Source organism: Aliiglaciecola sp. SL4, assembly GCF_041538045.1.
Taxonomy (GTDB): domain Bacteria; phylum Pseudomonadota; class Gammaproteobacteria; order Enterobacterales; family Alteromonadaceae; genus Aliiglaciecola.
Genome location: NZ_JBGOSE010000002.1, coordinates 207,284 through 220,847, shown reverse-complemented (window position 1 = coordinate 220,847; position 13,564 = coordinate 207,284). Strand labels below are relative to the sequence as shown.

Here is a 13,564-nt window from a genome sequence, read left to right as displayed (position 1 = left end):
GGTGTAGGAGGACATCATCACTAACCTTAGTTAGTTATTCTTTTATAAGCCATCAATAAAAAACGTAATGATTAAAAATTGCGCTACTTATTAATGCATTTTCCGATATATAGACTATCTTCAATATGACCCGCTTAATTCAAACGATTCCAATTTCGTAAAGATGGGGGATGTTGCATCGCAGTTAGAATGCACTTATGTTTTTTATAACTTAAGGATCTCTAACATGATTCCAGTGGATGGTGATTTCATTTTATCTGTTGCTCCGCGCTTTTCTGGCGCAAAAGCCGAAGCTCAAATGCGCATAGTCGGTCAAATTTCGGCGATATTCGCGCCAACCTTAGCTAGCTATCAAATTAACACCAGGTTGCGAATAGCTCATTTTATGGGTCAGGTTACCCACGAGTGTGCAGGTTTTCGGACCACCGAAGAGTTCGCTTCGGGTGCCGCTTACGAAGGGCGGAGTGATTTAGGAAACGATCAAGTGGGTGATGGTAAGCGTTTTAAAGGTCGTGGATTAATACAATTAACAGGCAGAGCCAATTACCGTCAATATGGTAAAAAACTCAATTTATCTTTGGAAGATGACCCTAATATTGCGGCAGATCCTGCTATTTCATTAAAAATAGCTTGTGAGTATTGGCGTACTAGGAAAATTAACGCGGTTGCAGATTTAGACGATCTAATCAGGGCAACAAAACTGGTTAATGGTGGTACCAATGGTCTAGACGACAGGCGTAAATATTTGCAGAAAGCCAAACGTGCATTAGCTGCAATTGAAGGTATCCGAATTGCGTTTAACGAGGGCGAAAAAGCGGTGATTGTTCGTCGCGGCTCATTTGGAGAAAAAGTCGGGGACTTGCAGAGAATGTTGGTTGATAAAGGTTACGCTATAGGGATAGATAATGATTTTGGTGCTGGCACCGAAGGAGCAGTGATGGATTTTCAAAAGCGTAATGGTTTAAAGGTAGATGGTATTGTCGGAAAAGCCACTTGGGACAAATTAGGCGCTAAATCTTAGCACCTAATTTATCTTTGTTAGGTTGCCGTAAACCCTGGACTTTCGCTATTAAATTGATACACACGGTTTCGGCCATTTTCTTTAGATTCATATAATGCGGTATCAGCACCTGCAAACAGCTTTTCTAAACCGTATCCGCAATGTAATGCATCCGCGACACCAAAGCTGGCGGTGATTTTAAATTGATGTTCGGTTTGTTGCGTATCGATGTTTTCAATCGCTGCGCGACAAATTTCAGCGACCTTACATGCTTCGTCAACATTACAGCCAGGCAATACAATACCAAACTCCTCACCGCCCATTCGGCCAATAAGATCGATAGAACGGCATACTCGTTTTGCTTGTTTAACGGATTCTCTAAGGGCCCAATCTCCAGTTTGATGACCATAGGTATCATTCACTTTTTTAAAGTGATCTAAGTCAAATAATACAAAACTAACTGGTTGTTGTTGGTTTTCCGCATTCTCAATGATGCTTTTTGCACGATGATTGAAATAGTGACGGTTACTGATCCCTGTTAACTCATCGGTTTCGGCCATTTTTCTTAGTTTTAATTGGACTTTTCTGTTCCTGTATAAAACAACGAATAACAAGATGAGTAGCGATACCGCCAGTGTTAACGCCAATTTATTGTTTCGGGACTGTTCTGCTGCAAGGGCCGCTTGTGTGCGTAGCAGAGCATTTTGCTTATCTAAAATAACGATAGTGTTGTCTTGCTCTAGCTTTTCGTATTTGGCTTGTTGAAACACAAGGCCTCTTGCAATGGTGTCATCTAAGTAGGCTTTTTCAGCTTGATTATAACGTTTTAAGTAATCGATTGTTTGCGGGTAATCGCCTTGTGCTTCAGCGGCTTTATATAAAACTTCAAGAGACCTTACTAGGGCTTTTGTTAAACCAAAATTCTGAATACTGTCATACGCTTTAAGACCATAGGTTTTCGCCAAATCAGGTTGTTCTAAAAGTAAATAATTATTAGCCATTAAACTAAAAAACACACCAATCAAAGGTGGATATTTGCTTGAAAGTGTCTGTTTTTCAGCATTTTGTAACAATTTGAGGGATTCATTGATACGACTTTCAATGGTCAACGATTCTGCCACTGTCATGATGATGATATTAGCAACCAAAAACTCATTATGACTTTTGCAAAAGTCTATACTCTGCTGTGCATATTGGTAATCCGTTAAGGTCTTTGCTAACTCAAATTCGGCTTCAACTTTAATTTGGCGTGCAAAACACTGAGTTCGATTGGTTGTTGTTCTTTTTAATAATTGATTCGCTACTTGTAAAGCTAGATCAAATTGATGTGCTTGGTTATAAAATATTGCTGCCACCCCAAAACTGCTGTTTAAGGCTTCCTCGTCTTGGACTTTTTCTCTTTGGTCAAATAACCGGTTAATAGCTTTTGCACCAAGATAAAAATCGCGTTTGACGGCGTAGTTGTTTACTAATGAACTTAAGGCCCGCAACTTAAGCGTTTCTGAAGCATTACTGCTTTCAATATTTCTATATAGGGCGATAGCTTCATCAACTTTGCCGTTAAATGTAAGTTGATAGCCTTTCAGTAGTTTGTAAAACTGTTTTTGTTGCTCGCTAAATGAGCCTTTATTTTGCTCTAGCTCAGTCATCAACGTTTCAAAAGTGTTAAAGTCTGAACTTCGAATTTTATCTGCCTTGTGTAATAAAGTCGTTACGTCTGCTTTTGACGAAAGAGGAGTTAATAAACACAGTAAACAACTTATACAAATGACAAAACCACGCATTCTCAGCTCTCTTTTGGGACATCTTCTTGATCTTCAGACTCTTGTTCTTCCTGCTCGTCATCTTTTGCAGGCATTAGTGCACACCAAAATTTACCTTTTTTGTTGCGCAACTCTTCAATTTCTTTATTTGCTTTTAAAGCTAACGGGTGTTGACCGTTCTCAAATAATTCTTTTTTAAAGTTAGGGTTAATCGCTAGTTCTTCAATTAATTCTAGTGCAGTCATATTGTCACCTTTATAATTTTAAAAATATTAGACACGTAAACAACGTTAACGGGACGGTATTATTAAACACATGTTATACATGTGGAAAGGACTATCCACTTTTTTTTAAGTTTTAACTGTTTTCCAAAAGTTTGTTTATTTTATATAGCATGTCAGCGTCGATTTTTTTCGACCTAGAGGGAGGAATAACAAGGGTAGAGAAGTGCTCAACGTGAACTTGACTCAGTTGCTCTAATGGAAACCACTCTATGCGAGCTGTTCCCGTTGGAAGCGTTGGCGACTCGTAAATTGCCACTAAGTGATCAGTAGAATAGAATTGGATTAAAAGTTGTTGTAATAGTAGCCGATTAGCGCTGTCAGTTTGGTATTTGGACATACTTAAGTCTCCGACAAAACCGAGCTGCCATAAAATTAAATACGCGGTAGTGTCAACTTTTCGTTCATATAGCATGAACTGGCTAGCTTCCGCATGCACTGCACCATTTTTCCCTGGATCTATTGCCATGTCGGCATATAGACAAGCTTCCGCCGATATGCCTGGTTCCATGTGACTGTGATATCCATTTTTTTTCGCTACTTCAATCATCTTGTGTGGGGCCCAAGCAAATACGCCAGGGTGACCATAAAAAGCAGCAACAACTTGCTTTCCCAATTCAACTTCTCTTAAAACCGTATCTACCATTTGTTGATAACTGATCCGTCTATCTTTTCCTTCAGAATAAAACTTTTGCAAACTCTGGCAATTTGGATTCATTTTTTGAATCCATTTTTCAGTTAATGGGTCAGTAACACTCATAAACACGACATCAGCTTGTTCAATAAAGTTGCGAGAGAGGGGGGCTAGGTGTGAACCTAAAATCATACCCAAACCCACGCATACAAGGCTTCCTTTGTGTCTGTTTTGGCTATTTATTGTCAAATTTTGGGTCCTTATTAGAACTTAAAAAAGCGGCTTTTGAGATAGAACAACACATTTTATCAGGTTGTTTATCATCAACCGTAATTGTGAAGCCTAATTTTTTAGCAATTTTTAGGATAGCGGCATTATTAATATTGAAATAGGCATGTGCGCAGTTCAGCTTTAAATGTTGAAAACCATGAAATAGCATCGCAGTAACAGATTCTGTCGCTACGTTATTTCCATAAAACTCTGGTTTTAATAATATCCCAAATTCTGCATCACCACGCTTTCTCTGCTCAGGGTTTGCCATAAACCCTTGGATACCAATAGATTGCCCTGAAACAATCGATTTAATACACCAAAATTCATGGGGATGTTGTTGCTGATTGCTTAAACTATCCTTAAATAGAGATTTAGCTTGCTCAGTGGTTAACTTAGGCATGATCTTGCCCATAACTACATCGCTACAATAAAGGTCACAAAAAATAGCTTGGTCTTCATCACATATAGAAGTGTATAGAAAACGTTGAGTTAGGTATTCTGTTTTAGCAATTTCCATTTCATTTATGCCATGGTGGAAATAGTTGATAGGGCAGGTAACCTTCAAGCTAATGTACTTTTTTAGCTTACAATAGTATTTTTATAACTCAACGCCCCTTACTTTAATTTGTAAACGTTAAATCAAAAAAAAGGGGATTGATGAGGCTGTTTTTAGGGGGTAGACATAGTGCCCCCCACTAATTAAAAGTATTCAGACAGGCGATAATGGAGCCCAAGTAAATATCTTAAACCTTAGGAATACTGATTTTTTTATCTTCACTTTGACGGAACATAATCAGTGTGTGGCCTATAACCTGTAATTTAACTGCAGAGGTTTCACGAATAATTGCATCCATAATTAGTTGCTTCTCTTCTCGATCATCTGAAGGTACTTTAACTTTAATCAATTCATGGAAACTTAGGGCATTATCGATTTCTGCTAACACACCTTCAGTCAGGCCATTATTTCCCAATTGTACTATGGGTTTTAAAGGGTGGGCCAAGCCTTTCAAATATTGTTTCTGTTTATTAGATAACTTCATTTAGATTAATTCTTACAATTTTATTGATTATTTACGGTTGAAAATCGGTATTCTAACGCCATCTTGCTGTTATACCTAATAAGAAACTACATACAGGGTAAAAAAGACTGATTTAATGCAAGGTAAGCTATATTTAAATCAGTCCGCAGACGAATTTTAAAGACAATTGAACAATATTGTGCACCAGCACGTATCAAACAAACAATTTTTTATTAGTGTAACTCCAGTTAGTGTCCTACGTTTACTTTTAGGACTAAGGTTCAAGTTTCATAAACTACTTTACGCATCGTTTTTTATTTGTTTAAGGTAGGTGTTAAAACTTTACGGAAATTTTAAAGTCATATGATGTAAAGGGTTCCATCAATTGTACAGTAAATGGAAAGTGTCATTGAGTATGATGAAAAGTTGAGAGCTGATTTGATTGAAGCAGAATCAAACGCGGTTTCTCTGGTAGCGACAGGATTTAAACTGTAGTACTCTTGATGTACTGCTAACCGGGCAGAAGACTTGGTTGATTATTTAGTAATCTACCCAAGAATAAGCCTACAGACAGAATTTTATTTTTAGAGGTTAAAAGCGTTGAGCGATATGGCAAAAAATTTAATCTTATGGTTGGTCATCGCCGTTGTGTTGATGTCCGTGTTTAATAGTTTTACGCCGGGCGAAACAAGCAAGGCGAAAATTGATTACACTACTTTTGTACGTAATGTTGATCAAAAATCTGTTAGACAAGCAACCATAGACAGACAAACAGGTGAAATAACGGGTACTACTACCAGTGGCGATGCGTTTTCAACGTATATTCCTTATGCCGACCCTGATTTGATGAATGATTTGATTAGTAATGGAGTGGTAGTGGAGGGTAAACCGCCTGAATCGCCTTCTTTCTTATCTCAAATTTTTATTTCTTGGTTCCCAATGTTGTTGCTTATTGGCGTTTGGATATTCTTTATGCGTCAAATGCAAGGTGGCGGCGGTCGTGGCGCTATGTCATTTGGTAAGAGTAAAGCTCGTTTGTTAGGCGAAGACCAAATAAAGACAACGTTTGCTGATGTAGCAGGTTGTGACGAAGCCAAAGAAGATGTGTCTGAACTCGTTGACTTCCTAAGAGACCCTTCTAAGTTCCAAAAGTTAGGCGGTAAAATACCTAAGGGTGTTTTGATGGTAGGTCCTCCAGGAACGGGGAAAACCCTTTTAGCCAAAGCCATAGCGGGTGAAGCTAAAGTACCATTTTTTACTATTTCAGGTTCTGATTTTGTTGAAATGTTCGTGGGTGTGGGTGCATCTCGAGTGCGTGACATGTTTGAGCAAGCCAAAAAATCAGCACCATGTATTATTTTCATCGATGAGATTGATGCTGTAGGTCGTCAACGTGGAGCTGGTTTAGGCGGCGGACACGATGAGCGTGAACAAACATTGAACCAAATGTTGGTTGAAATGGATGGTTTTGAAGGGCACGAGGGCATTATTGTTATTGCTGCAACTAACCGTCCAGACGTACTTGATCCTGCATTGTTGCGCCCAGGTCGTTTTGACCGTCAAGTTGTTGTAGGTTTACCTGATATTCGTGGACGTGAGCAGATCCTTAAAGTTCACATGCGCAAGGTTCCTATTGGTGACAATGTTGAAGCCTCTGTTATAGCCAGAGGTACACCGGGTTTCTCTGGTGCAGATTTAGCTAATCTTGTTAACGAAGCAGCATTATTTGCAGCACGCTCAGATAAACGTGTTGTATCTATGGAAGAGTTTGATAAAGCGAAAGACAAGATCATGATGGGCGCCGAGCGTAAAACCATGGTTATGTCTGAAGAAGAAAAAACCAATACGGCATATCATGAAGCGGGACACGCCATTGTTGGTCGTGTTGTACCAGAACATGATCCTGTTTATAAGGTTTCTATTATTCCTCGAGGACGCGCTTTAGGGGTAACAATGTATTTGCCTGAACAAGACAAATATAGCCACAGCAAGCAGCACCTTGAAAGCATGATTTCTAGTTTGTTTGGTGGTCGTATCGCAGAGGCTCTTACTCTCGGAGAAGAAGGTGTCACCACTGGTGCTTCCAACGATATTGAAAGAGCAACTGATATTGCCCGTAAAATGGTTACTCAGTGGGGTCTATCGAACAAGATGGGACCTATGCTGTATTCCGAAGAGGAAGGTGAAGTATTTCTTGGTCGCAGCATGTCTAAGGCAAAACATATGTCTGATGATACGGCTCGTGCTATAGATGCTGAAATTAAGTCAATCATAGATCGCAATTATGAACGTGCAGAAAATATTCTGAACGAACATATGGATGTCTTACACGCCATGAAAGACGCGTTAATGAAATATGAAACCATTGACGCCAAACAAATTGATGATTTAATGGCTCGTCGTCCAGTAAGACCACCTGCTGATTGGGATAGTCGTGACCCAGGGTCAAATGACAAACCAACTGGTGGGGCAACGGTAAGTACTGATGATAAGAGTACGCCTCCTCCGACGGTAGGCAAGCCTGGCGATTTACCTAGCTAAATTATTATTCGTTTAAATTGGGTCGACTCAGACAAGTGCTGACTCGACCTTTTTTGTATCTACTACCCCATGTTTTGGTATTTGAAATTACTTTATGCAGTTTAAAAACAAAAAGCTCGATTTAACCGCACCCAGAGTCATGGGGATCCTAAATGTCACGCCTGATTCATTTTCCGACGGCGGAAAGTTTGAAGGGCGCGATAGTGCGCTATCTCAAGCTGAAACTATGATTTTAGAGGGTGCCGACTTTATCGATGTTGGCGGAGAATCGACTCGGCCCGGTGCCGAAGAGGTGTCTGTTCAGCAAGAGCTTGATCGCACAATTCCAGTCATTGAAGCTATAAATGCCAATTTTGATGTGGTTATCTCCATCGACACCAGTAAACCTGAAGTGATGCAACATGCTGTTGCAGCCGGTGCTGGTCTTATTAATGATATCCGCGCATTAGAACAAACTGGTGCGTTAACAACTGCGGCACAAAGTGGAGCCGCTGTGTGCCTGATGCATATGCAAGGACGGCCTAAAAGTATGCAACAAGCACCTAGTTATCAAGATGTAGTTAAAGAGGTGACTGAATTTCTACAAGCTAAAATTGACCTTTGTGTTCAAGCTGGGATAGCAAAATCTAAGCTATTGATTGATCCTGGATTTGGTTTTGGCAAAACTTTACCGCATAATTATCAAATACTTGATAGACTTAATGAAATGCAAGAATTAGATTTACCTATGTTGATTGGTATATCTCGCAAGTCAATGATAGGCAATCTCTTAAATAGAGACGTTAACGATCGATTAGCTGGCAGTTTAGCTGCTGCGACAATTGCGTTAACTAAAGGCGCTTCGATATTACGAGTGCACGATGTAAAACAAACCGTTGATGTTGTAAAAGTGGTATTGGCGTTGAGTACTTATAAGGATTAATGTGATGAACTCAAGAAAATATTTCGGTACAGATGGTATTCGTGGAAAAGTTGGCGAAAGTGTCATTAATCCTGAGTTTGTAATGAAGTTAGGCTGGGCTGCTGGAAAAGTGTTGGCTGGGCAGGGAACAAATAAAGTTCTTATCGGTAAAGATACACGTATATCTGGTTATATGCTTGAGTCTTGTCTTGAAGCTGGCTTATCTGCAGCGGGCATTAATATTGGTTTATTAGGTCCAATGCCAACCCCAGCAATTGCCTATCTAACCAAAACCTTTCGCTCTGAAGCTGGAATAGTAATTAGTGCATCTCACAATCCGTTTTACGATAATGGTATCAAATTTTTCTCAGCTAACGGCTATAAGCTAGATGATGAAATTGAACTTGCCATTGAAAAAGAAATGGAAAAGCCTATGGTATGTGTGGCCTCCGATAAGCTGGGTAAAGCGTATCGAATTGAAGATGCTGCAGGTCGATATATTGAATTTTGCAAAGGCAACTTTCCTTCGGATCTAAACCTTAAAAGTTTAAAAATAGTGGTCGATTGTGCCCATGGTGCAACTTATCATATTGCCCCTAACGTCTTAGAAGAGCTTGGAGCAGAAGTCATTGAAATTGGTACTGAACCTGATGGGTTAAATATCAATAAAGGTGTCGGGGCCACTTCAATGAAAGCGATTCAAGAGAGTGTACTTGAGCATAAAGCCGATTTAGGTTTTGCCTTAGACGGTGATGGTGATCGAATTATGATGGTTGACCATAAAGGTAATTTAATCGATGGTGATCAACTTATTTATATTATAGCTCGTGACTCGTTAAAATCAGGCCGCTTGAACGGTGGTGTTGTAGGCACCTTAATGAGTAACTTAGGTTTAGAAATTGCCCTAAATAAACTTGGTGTCGCTTTTCTCAGAAGTAATGTCGGTGACCGTTACGTGATGGAATTGTTACAAGAACGTGGTTGGGCAATTGGTGGAGAAAACTCCGGCCATGTACTTAATTTAAATGTCACTTCTACAGGTGATGGTATCTTAGCGGGCTTGCAGGTTATTACTGCCATGTTACGTTCTCAGATGAGTCTACACGAATTATGTTCCGGCATGGATATGTATCCTCAAACACTGGTAAATGTGAGGTTTGAGGAAGGTGAAGACCCATTAGAAAATACGAAGGTCAAAGAAGCCGTTATTGAAGCAGAAAACAATTTAGGTAAAACCGGACGAGTGTTATTGCGAAAAAGTGGTACTGAACCCCTTATTCGTGTCATGGTTGAAGCCGAAAAACAAGAAGACTCGACTAATTGGGCTGAATTTATCGCTGATGCAGTGCGTAAATTAACCAATTAGTCATTTAGCATCATAAATTAACGCTAGCCCACTTGTATATTTTACTCGGGTTAGTTAATATCTCGCCCGCTTTTTCGCTGGGTTAAGGAAGATTAAAGTGCAGAACAAACGACTCCCTATGGTTGCAGGCAACTGGAAAATGAATGGTAACATCGAACTTGCCAAGCAAATGATGGATACCCTTAACGGTGCCAATTTGACGGATGTTGATGTATTGGTTTGTCCTCCTTTTCCATTTATAAGTGCTTTTAACTCGTTAAAAGGTGCTATTGGGGGACAGAATCTAAGTGAATTTGACTCTGGTGCTCATACAGGAGAAGTGTCTGGTTCAATGCTAAAATCTGTAGGATGTGACTTCGTGTTAGTCGGTCACTCTGAAAGAAGAACGGATAACGGCGAAAGTGATAAACTGGTTGCTGAAAAAGTAAGCGTGGCACTAAAACATGGTTTAACACCAGTGTTGTGTGTTGGTGAGCCAGAGTCTGTGCGTGATAGTGGTGAGTTTTTTAATCATATCCAAGCACAAATTGAAGCCGTAATTAATGTCATTGGAATCGACGACTTTGACAACATAGTGGTTGCTTATGAGCCAGTATGGGCAATCGGTACAGGCAAAACAGCCAGCCCATTGCAAGCGCAAGAAGTTCATGCATTTATTCGTGAATATTTACGTAAATTAAATGCTGACATAGCCAATGGCTTACGTATTTTATATGGTGGTAGTGTTAAAGCCGCCAATGCCAATGAATTATTTTCACAACCCGATGTAGATGGCGGGTTGATAGGTGGAGCCAGTTTGGATCCACAGGAATTTTTAAATATTTGCTTAGCAGCAAAAGGTTAGAGACATAACATGACGTATTTTTACGAAATTTTGATAGTAGTATATTTAGTAGTAGCTTTAATGTTGATAGGCATGGTGCTTATTCAGCAAGGTAAAGGTGCGGATATGGGCGCATCATTTGGTGGTGGCGGCTCAAATACAGTATTTGGCTCTTCTGGTTCAGGTAACTTTATGACAAGAACAACAGCCATACTTGCTACTTTGTTTTTTGTTATCAGTTTGATTTTAGGTAATCAAACCGCAGATAAAGATCAATCACTTGATGAATTTGAAAATCTAGGCGCTATTGAGCAATCAGTTGATTCAGACATTCCTAATCAGGAAACTACGCCAGATTCAAACGAGATCCCTAACTAGATAGTTGTTTTAATAAACATCGCGGATGTGGTGGAATTGGTAGACACGCAGCCTTGAGGGGGCTGTGGCTTAGGCCGTGGGAGTTCGAGTCTCCCCATCCGCACCAATATAAATAAAAAGCCTGTAGAGTAAATCTCTACAGGCTTTTTTGTATCAACTATTGATTGCTGTTTTTTATATTTAGAGCAACATTACACTTTATCTAACGCTTGACTAACATCCGCAATAATATCGTCGATATGTTCAATACCCACTGATATTCTTACCAAATCGGTACTTACCCCAGCCGCAGCCAGTTCTTTTTCGTTTAACTGACGATGGGTGGTCGAGGCTGGATGACAGGCCAATGATTTAGCATCACCAATATTCACTAAGCGTAGGATCATATTTAATGAGTCGATGAATTTCGTGCCAGATTCTAAACCGCCAGCAATACCAAAACTTAACACCCCGGATGCTTTTCCTGAGGTAATGTTTTGGCAGTTTTCATGGTAAGGACTGTCGGGGAGGGCGGCATAATTTACCCAATCAACTTTATCGTGTTGCAATAAGTAAGTTGCAAGCTTTTCTGCATTTTCACAGTGACGTTCCATGCGCAACCCTAGGGTTTCTAATCCTTGTAAAATTTGGAATGAATTTAACGGAGAAATGGCTGCACCAGTACTTCTAAGTGGGCCTACGCGGCAGCGTCCAATATATGCTTCAGCTCCTAGTGCTTCAGTGTAAACCACACCGTGATATGAAGGATCAGGTTCATTTAAAATAGCAAAACGGTGTTTGTTTTTTACCCAGTCAAATTTGCCAGAATCAACAATCGCACCGCCCACAGATGTACCGTGACCACCAATGTACTTAGTAAGTGAATGCACAACTATGTGCGCGCCTAATTCAAATGGTCTGCACAAGTAGGGGGTTGCAACGGTATTGTCTACAATTAGAGGTACACCGTGTTTATCCGCTATCTGTGCTAAGCGTTTGATATCAACTACATTACCGGCTGGGTTGCCAATGGATTCACAAAATATTGCTTTGGTTTTTTCATCGATAGATTTTTCAAAAGTAGTAAAGTCGTCATGGGAAACCATGCGAGTTTCAATGCCTTGACGAGGCAATGCGTGGGCAAAAAGGTTATAGGTTCCACCATACAATTGGCTGGTACTGACAATATTGTCGCCTGCCTCACAGATACATTGGATTGCATAAGTAATGGCTGCCATACCTGACGACACACATACTGCAGCTATGCCGCCTTCCATCGCCGCCACACGTTTTTCGAGGACGTCAGTGGTAGGGTTCATGATGCGGGTGTAAATATTTCCTAGTACTTTAAGATCAAACAAATCCGCGCCGTGCTGCGTATCATCAAAAGTATAAGATGTGGTTTGATAAATAGGAACCGCAGCAGCTTTAGTGGTTTCTTCTGATTTGTAGCCTTCGTGTAATGCTATGGACTCTAATTTCATTATTTTTCTCTATAAGGTTGAGGTTGTCGAGTAATAATTGTTGCAAAACGTTATGATAGTGAAGGAATAATTATCAGTAAAATCAATTTAGTTATTAATCATTCAAAACCGTTAGAAGATAAGGCAGTCTCAGGATTAAAACAAAACAGACTAAAAAGTATCAGACTAAGAAACGTAACTGGTTAAAACGGTTTTTTTACAAATAACCGAATAACATCATCTCTGGCGCCATTGGTAATCCCTTTTAGGTAACTGAAAGAATAGGAGAGTTGTTGATACTTACCAGAAATTGAAGGTCCAATTTGATGGCTTTGATCATTGCTATTTCCAAAAGCGCCAATTTTGCCGAGGTTATTGAATGAGTCAAAGCCAAGGGTAACGTTTTTGTTCGCTTTATAGGTTATGCCAGTGCGTGTTTCTAAAAAGGTTCCGGTGGCAGGGTTGTCGCCTCCAATGTTCCAAGTAAATGACAACACTTGAGTAAGCGACCATTTAGGCGCAAATGACCACCGATTACTCCATTTAAATGAAAGTCCTTCGCTGCGATGAGCTTTACGGGTTTTAATGTCAGCTCGAACAGCACTGTCCCAAATTCCATCTTCTTTATGTTGGAACTGCCATAATAAATCGGCGGAAATGGAGTCAAGTTCAAAATTCCCTGTGGTGTTTCTTACTTGACCAACCATGCGAAATCGCACTGAATCGGTAATGGATTTTTGCGCATTCATTCTAATTACGTACTGTTCTCTATCACCATTTTCACTTGGCGTGTATGCAGTACGAATTTGGAAAGACTGGTCATTGGGTTTGACTATTGGGCCAGTTACACCACTGGTATTGTTGGCATTTGCGCTGAAACTGATGCAAAGAACCAAAATAAAGTTGAAAAAGGACTTTAAATGTTTAATTTGTGACATTGTTACACTTTTGTTGCATTTTTATGACTAAGCGAGAGTGTATTCTATATCTGCATAAGTTCAAAAAACAATTTTTCATTGGAATTGTTTTATATCAGCAATTTAGCTTTCCCCATCAGTTGATAAACCACTCAATATTTTGGTGTTAACCCCCCTAGCTTAGTACAAATTAAAACAAGCTTATGGGAAAAATTAGGAAAAAACA

General features: G+C 39.8%; 13 protein-coding genes and 1 tRNA gene. 7 read left to right on the top strand and 7 right to left on the bottom strand.

Going from position 1 to position 13,564, the window contains the following annotated elements; all coding sequences use genetic code 11:
* The first annotated feature begins 226 nt into the window (after positions 1-226).
* Positions 227-1,021, top strand: a complete 795-nt coding sequence (locus AB6T38_RS04645; RefSeq protein ID WP_372546205.1) for a peptidoglycan-binding protein — start codon at positions 227-229, stop codon at positions 1,019-1,021.
* Positions 1,022-1,038: 17 nt separating this feature from the next.
* Here the strand turns inward: AB6T38_RS04645 and AB6T38_RS04640 are convergent, their stop codons facing one another.
* The 5 genes from AB6T38_RS04640 to yhbY all read right to left on the bottom strand — a co-directional run bounded on the left by AB6T38_RS04640 (position 1,039) and on the right by yhbY (position 4,991).
* The gene (locus tag AB6T38_RS04640) at positions 1,039-2,784 is read right to left on the bottom strand and encodes a GGDEF domain-containing protein (RefSeq protein WP_372546204.1); all 1,746 of its coding nucleotides are present in this window, start codon (positions 2,782-2,784) and stop codon (positions 1,039-1,041) included.
* A 2-nt stretch (positions 2,785-2,786) separates the two neighbouring features.
* Positions 2,787-3,008, bottom strand: coding sequence for a hypothetical protein (locus AB6T38_RS04635; RefSeq protein ID WP_372546203.1), 222 nt, complete (start codon positions 3,006-3,008; stop codon positions 2,787-2,789).
* Positions 3,009-3,120: 112 nt separating this feature from the next.
* A complete protein-coding gene (locus AB6T38_RS04630) occupies positions 3,121-3,882 on the bottom strand; it encodes an SAM-dependent methyltransferase (RefSeq protein ID WP_372546331.1) in 762 nt (253 codons plus the stop codon).
* Between the two features lie 31 nt (positions 3,883-3,913).
* Positions 3,914-4,468 (bottom strand): GNAT family N-acetyltransferase, encoded by a 555-nt coding sequence (locus AB6T38_RS04625; RefSeq protein ID WP_372546202.1) that lies wholly within the window; start codon positions 4,466-4,468, stop codon positions 3,914-3,916.
* Between the two features lie 226 nt (positions 4,469-4,694).
* Positions 4,695-4,991 carry a ribosome assembly RNA-binding protein YhbY gene (yhbY, locus tag AB6T38_RS04620; RefSeq protein WP_372546201.1) on the bottom strand — a complete coding sequence of 99 codons (297 nt, stop codon included), beginning with the start codon at positions 4,989-4,991 and terminating at the stop codon, positions 4,695-4,697.
* A 579-nt stretch (positions 4,992-5,570) separates the two neighbouring features.
* On the opposite strand from yhbY, the gene ftsH reads away from it, so the two are divergent.
* From ftsH to AB6T38_RS04590, 6 genes are all read left to right on the top strand, one after another.
* Positions 5,571-7,511, top strand: coding sequence for an ATP-dependent zinc metalloprotease FtsH (gene ftsH, locus AB6T38_RS04615; RefSeq protein ID WP_348490510.1), 1,941 nt, complete (start codon positions 5,571-5,573; stop codon positions 7,509-7,511).
* Between the two features lie 94 nt (positions 7,512-7,605).
* Positions 7,606-8,433 (top strand): dihydropteroate synthase, encoded by an 828-nt coding sequence (gene folP, locus AB6T38_RS04610; RefSeq protein WP_372546200.1) that lies wholly within the window; start codon positions 7,606-7,608, stop codon positions 8,431-8,433.
* Positions 8,434-8,437: 4 nt separating this feature from the next.
* Positions 8,438-9,778, top strand: coding sequence for a phosphoglucosamine mutase (gene glmM / locus AB6T38_RS04605; protein WP_372546199.1), 1,341 nt, complete (start codon positions 8,438-8,440; stop codon positions 9,776-9,778).
* A 118-nt stretch (positions 9,779-9,896) separates the two neighbouring features.
* Positions 9,897-10,622, top strand: a complete 726-nt coding sequence (tpiA, locus tag AB6T38_RS04600; protein ID WP_372546330.1) for a triose-phosphate isomerase — start codon at positions 9,897-9,899, stop codon at positions 10,620-10,622.
* 9 nt (positions 10,623-10,631) lie between these two features.
* Positions 10,632-10,979 (top strand): preprotein translocase subunit SecG, encoded by a 348-nt coding sequence (secG, locus tag AB6T38_RS04595; RefSeq protein ID WP_372546198.1) that lies wholly within the window; start codon positions 10,632-10,634, stop codon positions 10,977-10,979.
* A gap of 21 nt (positions 10,980-11,000) precedes the next feature.
* Positions 11,001-11,085, top strand: a tRNA-Leu gene (locus AB6T38_RS04590).
* A gap of 85 nt (positions 11,086-11,170) precedes the next feature.
* On the opposite strand, the gene AB6T38_RS04585 is transcribed toward AB6T38_RS04590, so the two are convergent.
* Both AB6T38_RS04585 and AB6T38_RS04580 read right to left on the bottom strand, forming a co-directional pair.
* Positions 11,171-12,442 (bottom strand): O-acetylhomoserine aminocarboxypropyltransferase/cysteine synthase family protein, encoded by a 1,272-nt coding sequence (locus AB6T38_RS04585; protein WP_372546197.1) that lies wholly within the window; start codon positions 12,440-12,442, stop codon positions 11,171-11,173.
* Between the two features lie 182 nt (positions 12,443-12,624).
* Entirely contained in the window at positions 12,625-13,359 is a 735-nt protein-coding gene (locus tag AB6T38_RS04580; protein ID WP_372546196.1) for a hypothetical protein, read from the bottom strand.
* Positions 13,360-13,564 lie beyond the last annotated feature (205 nt).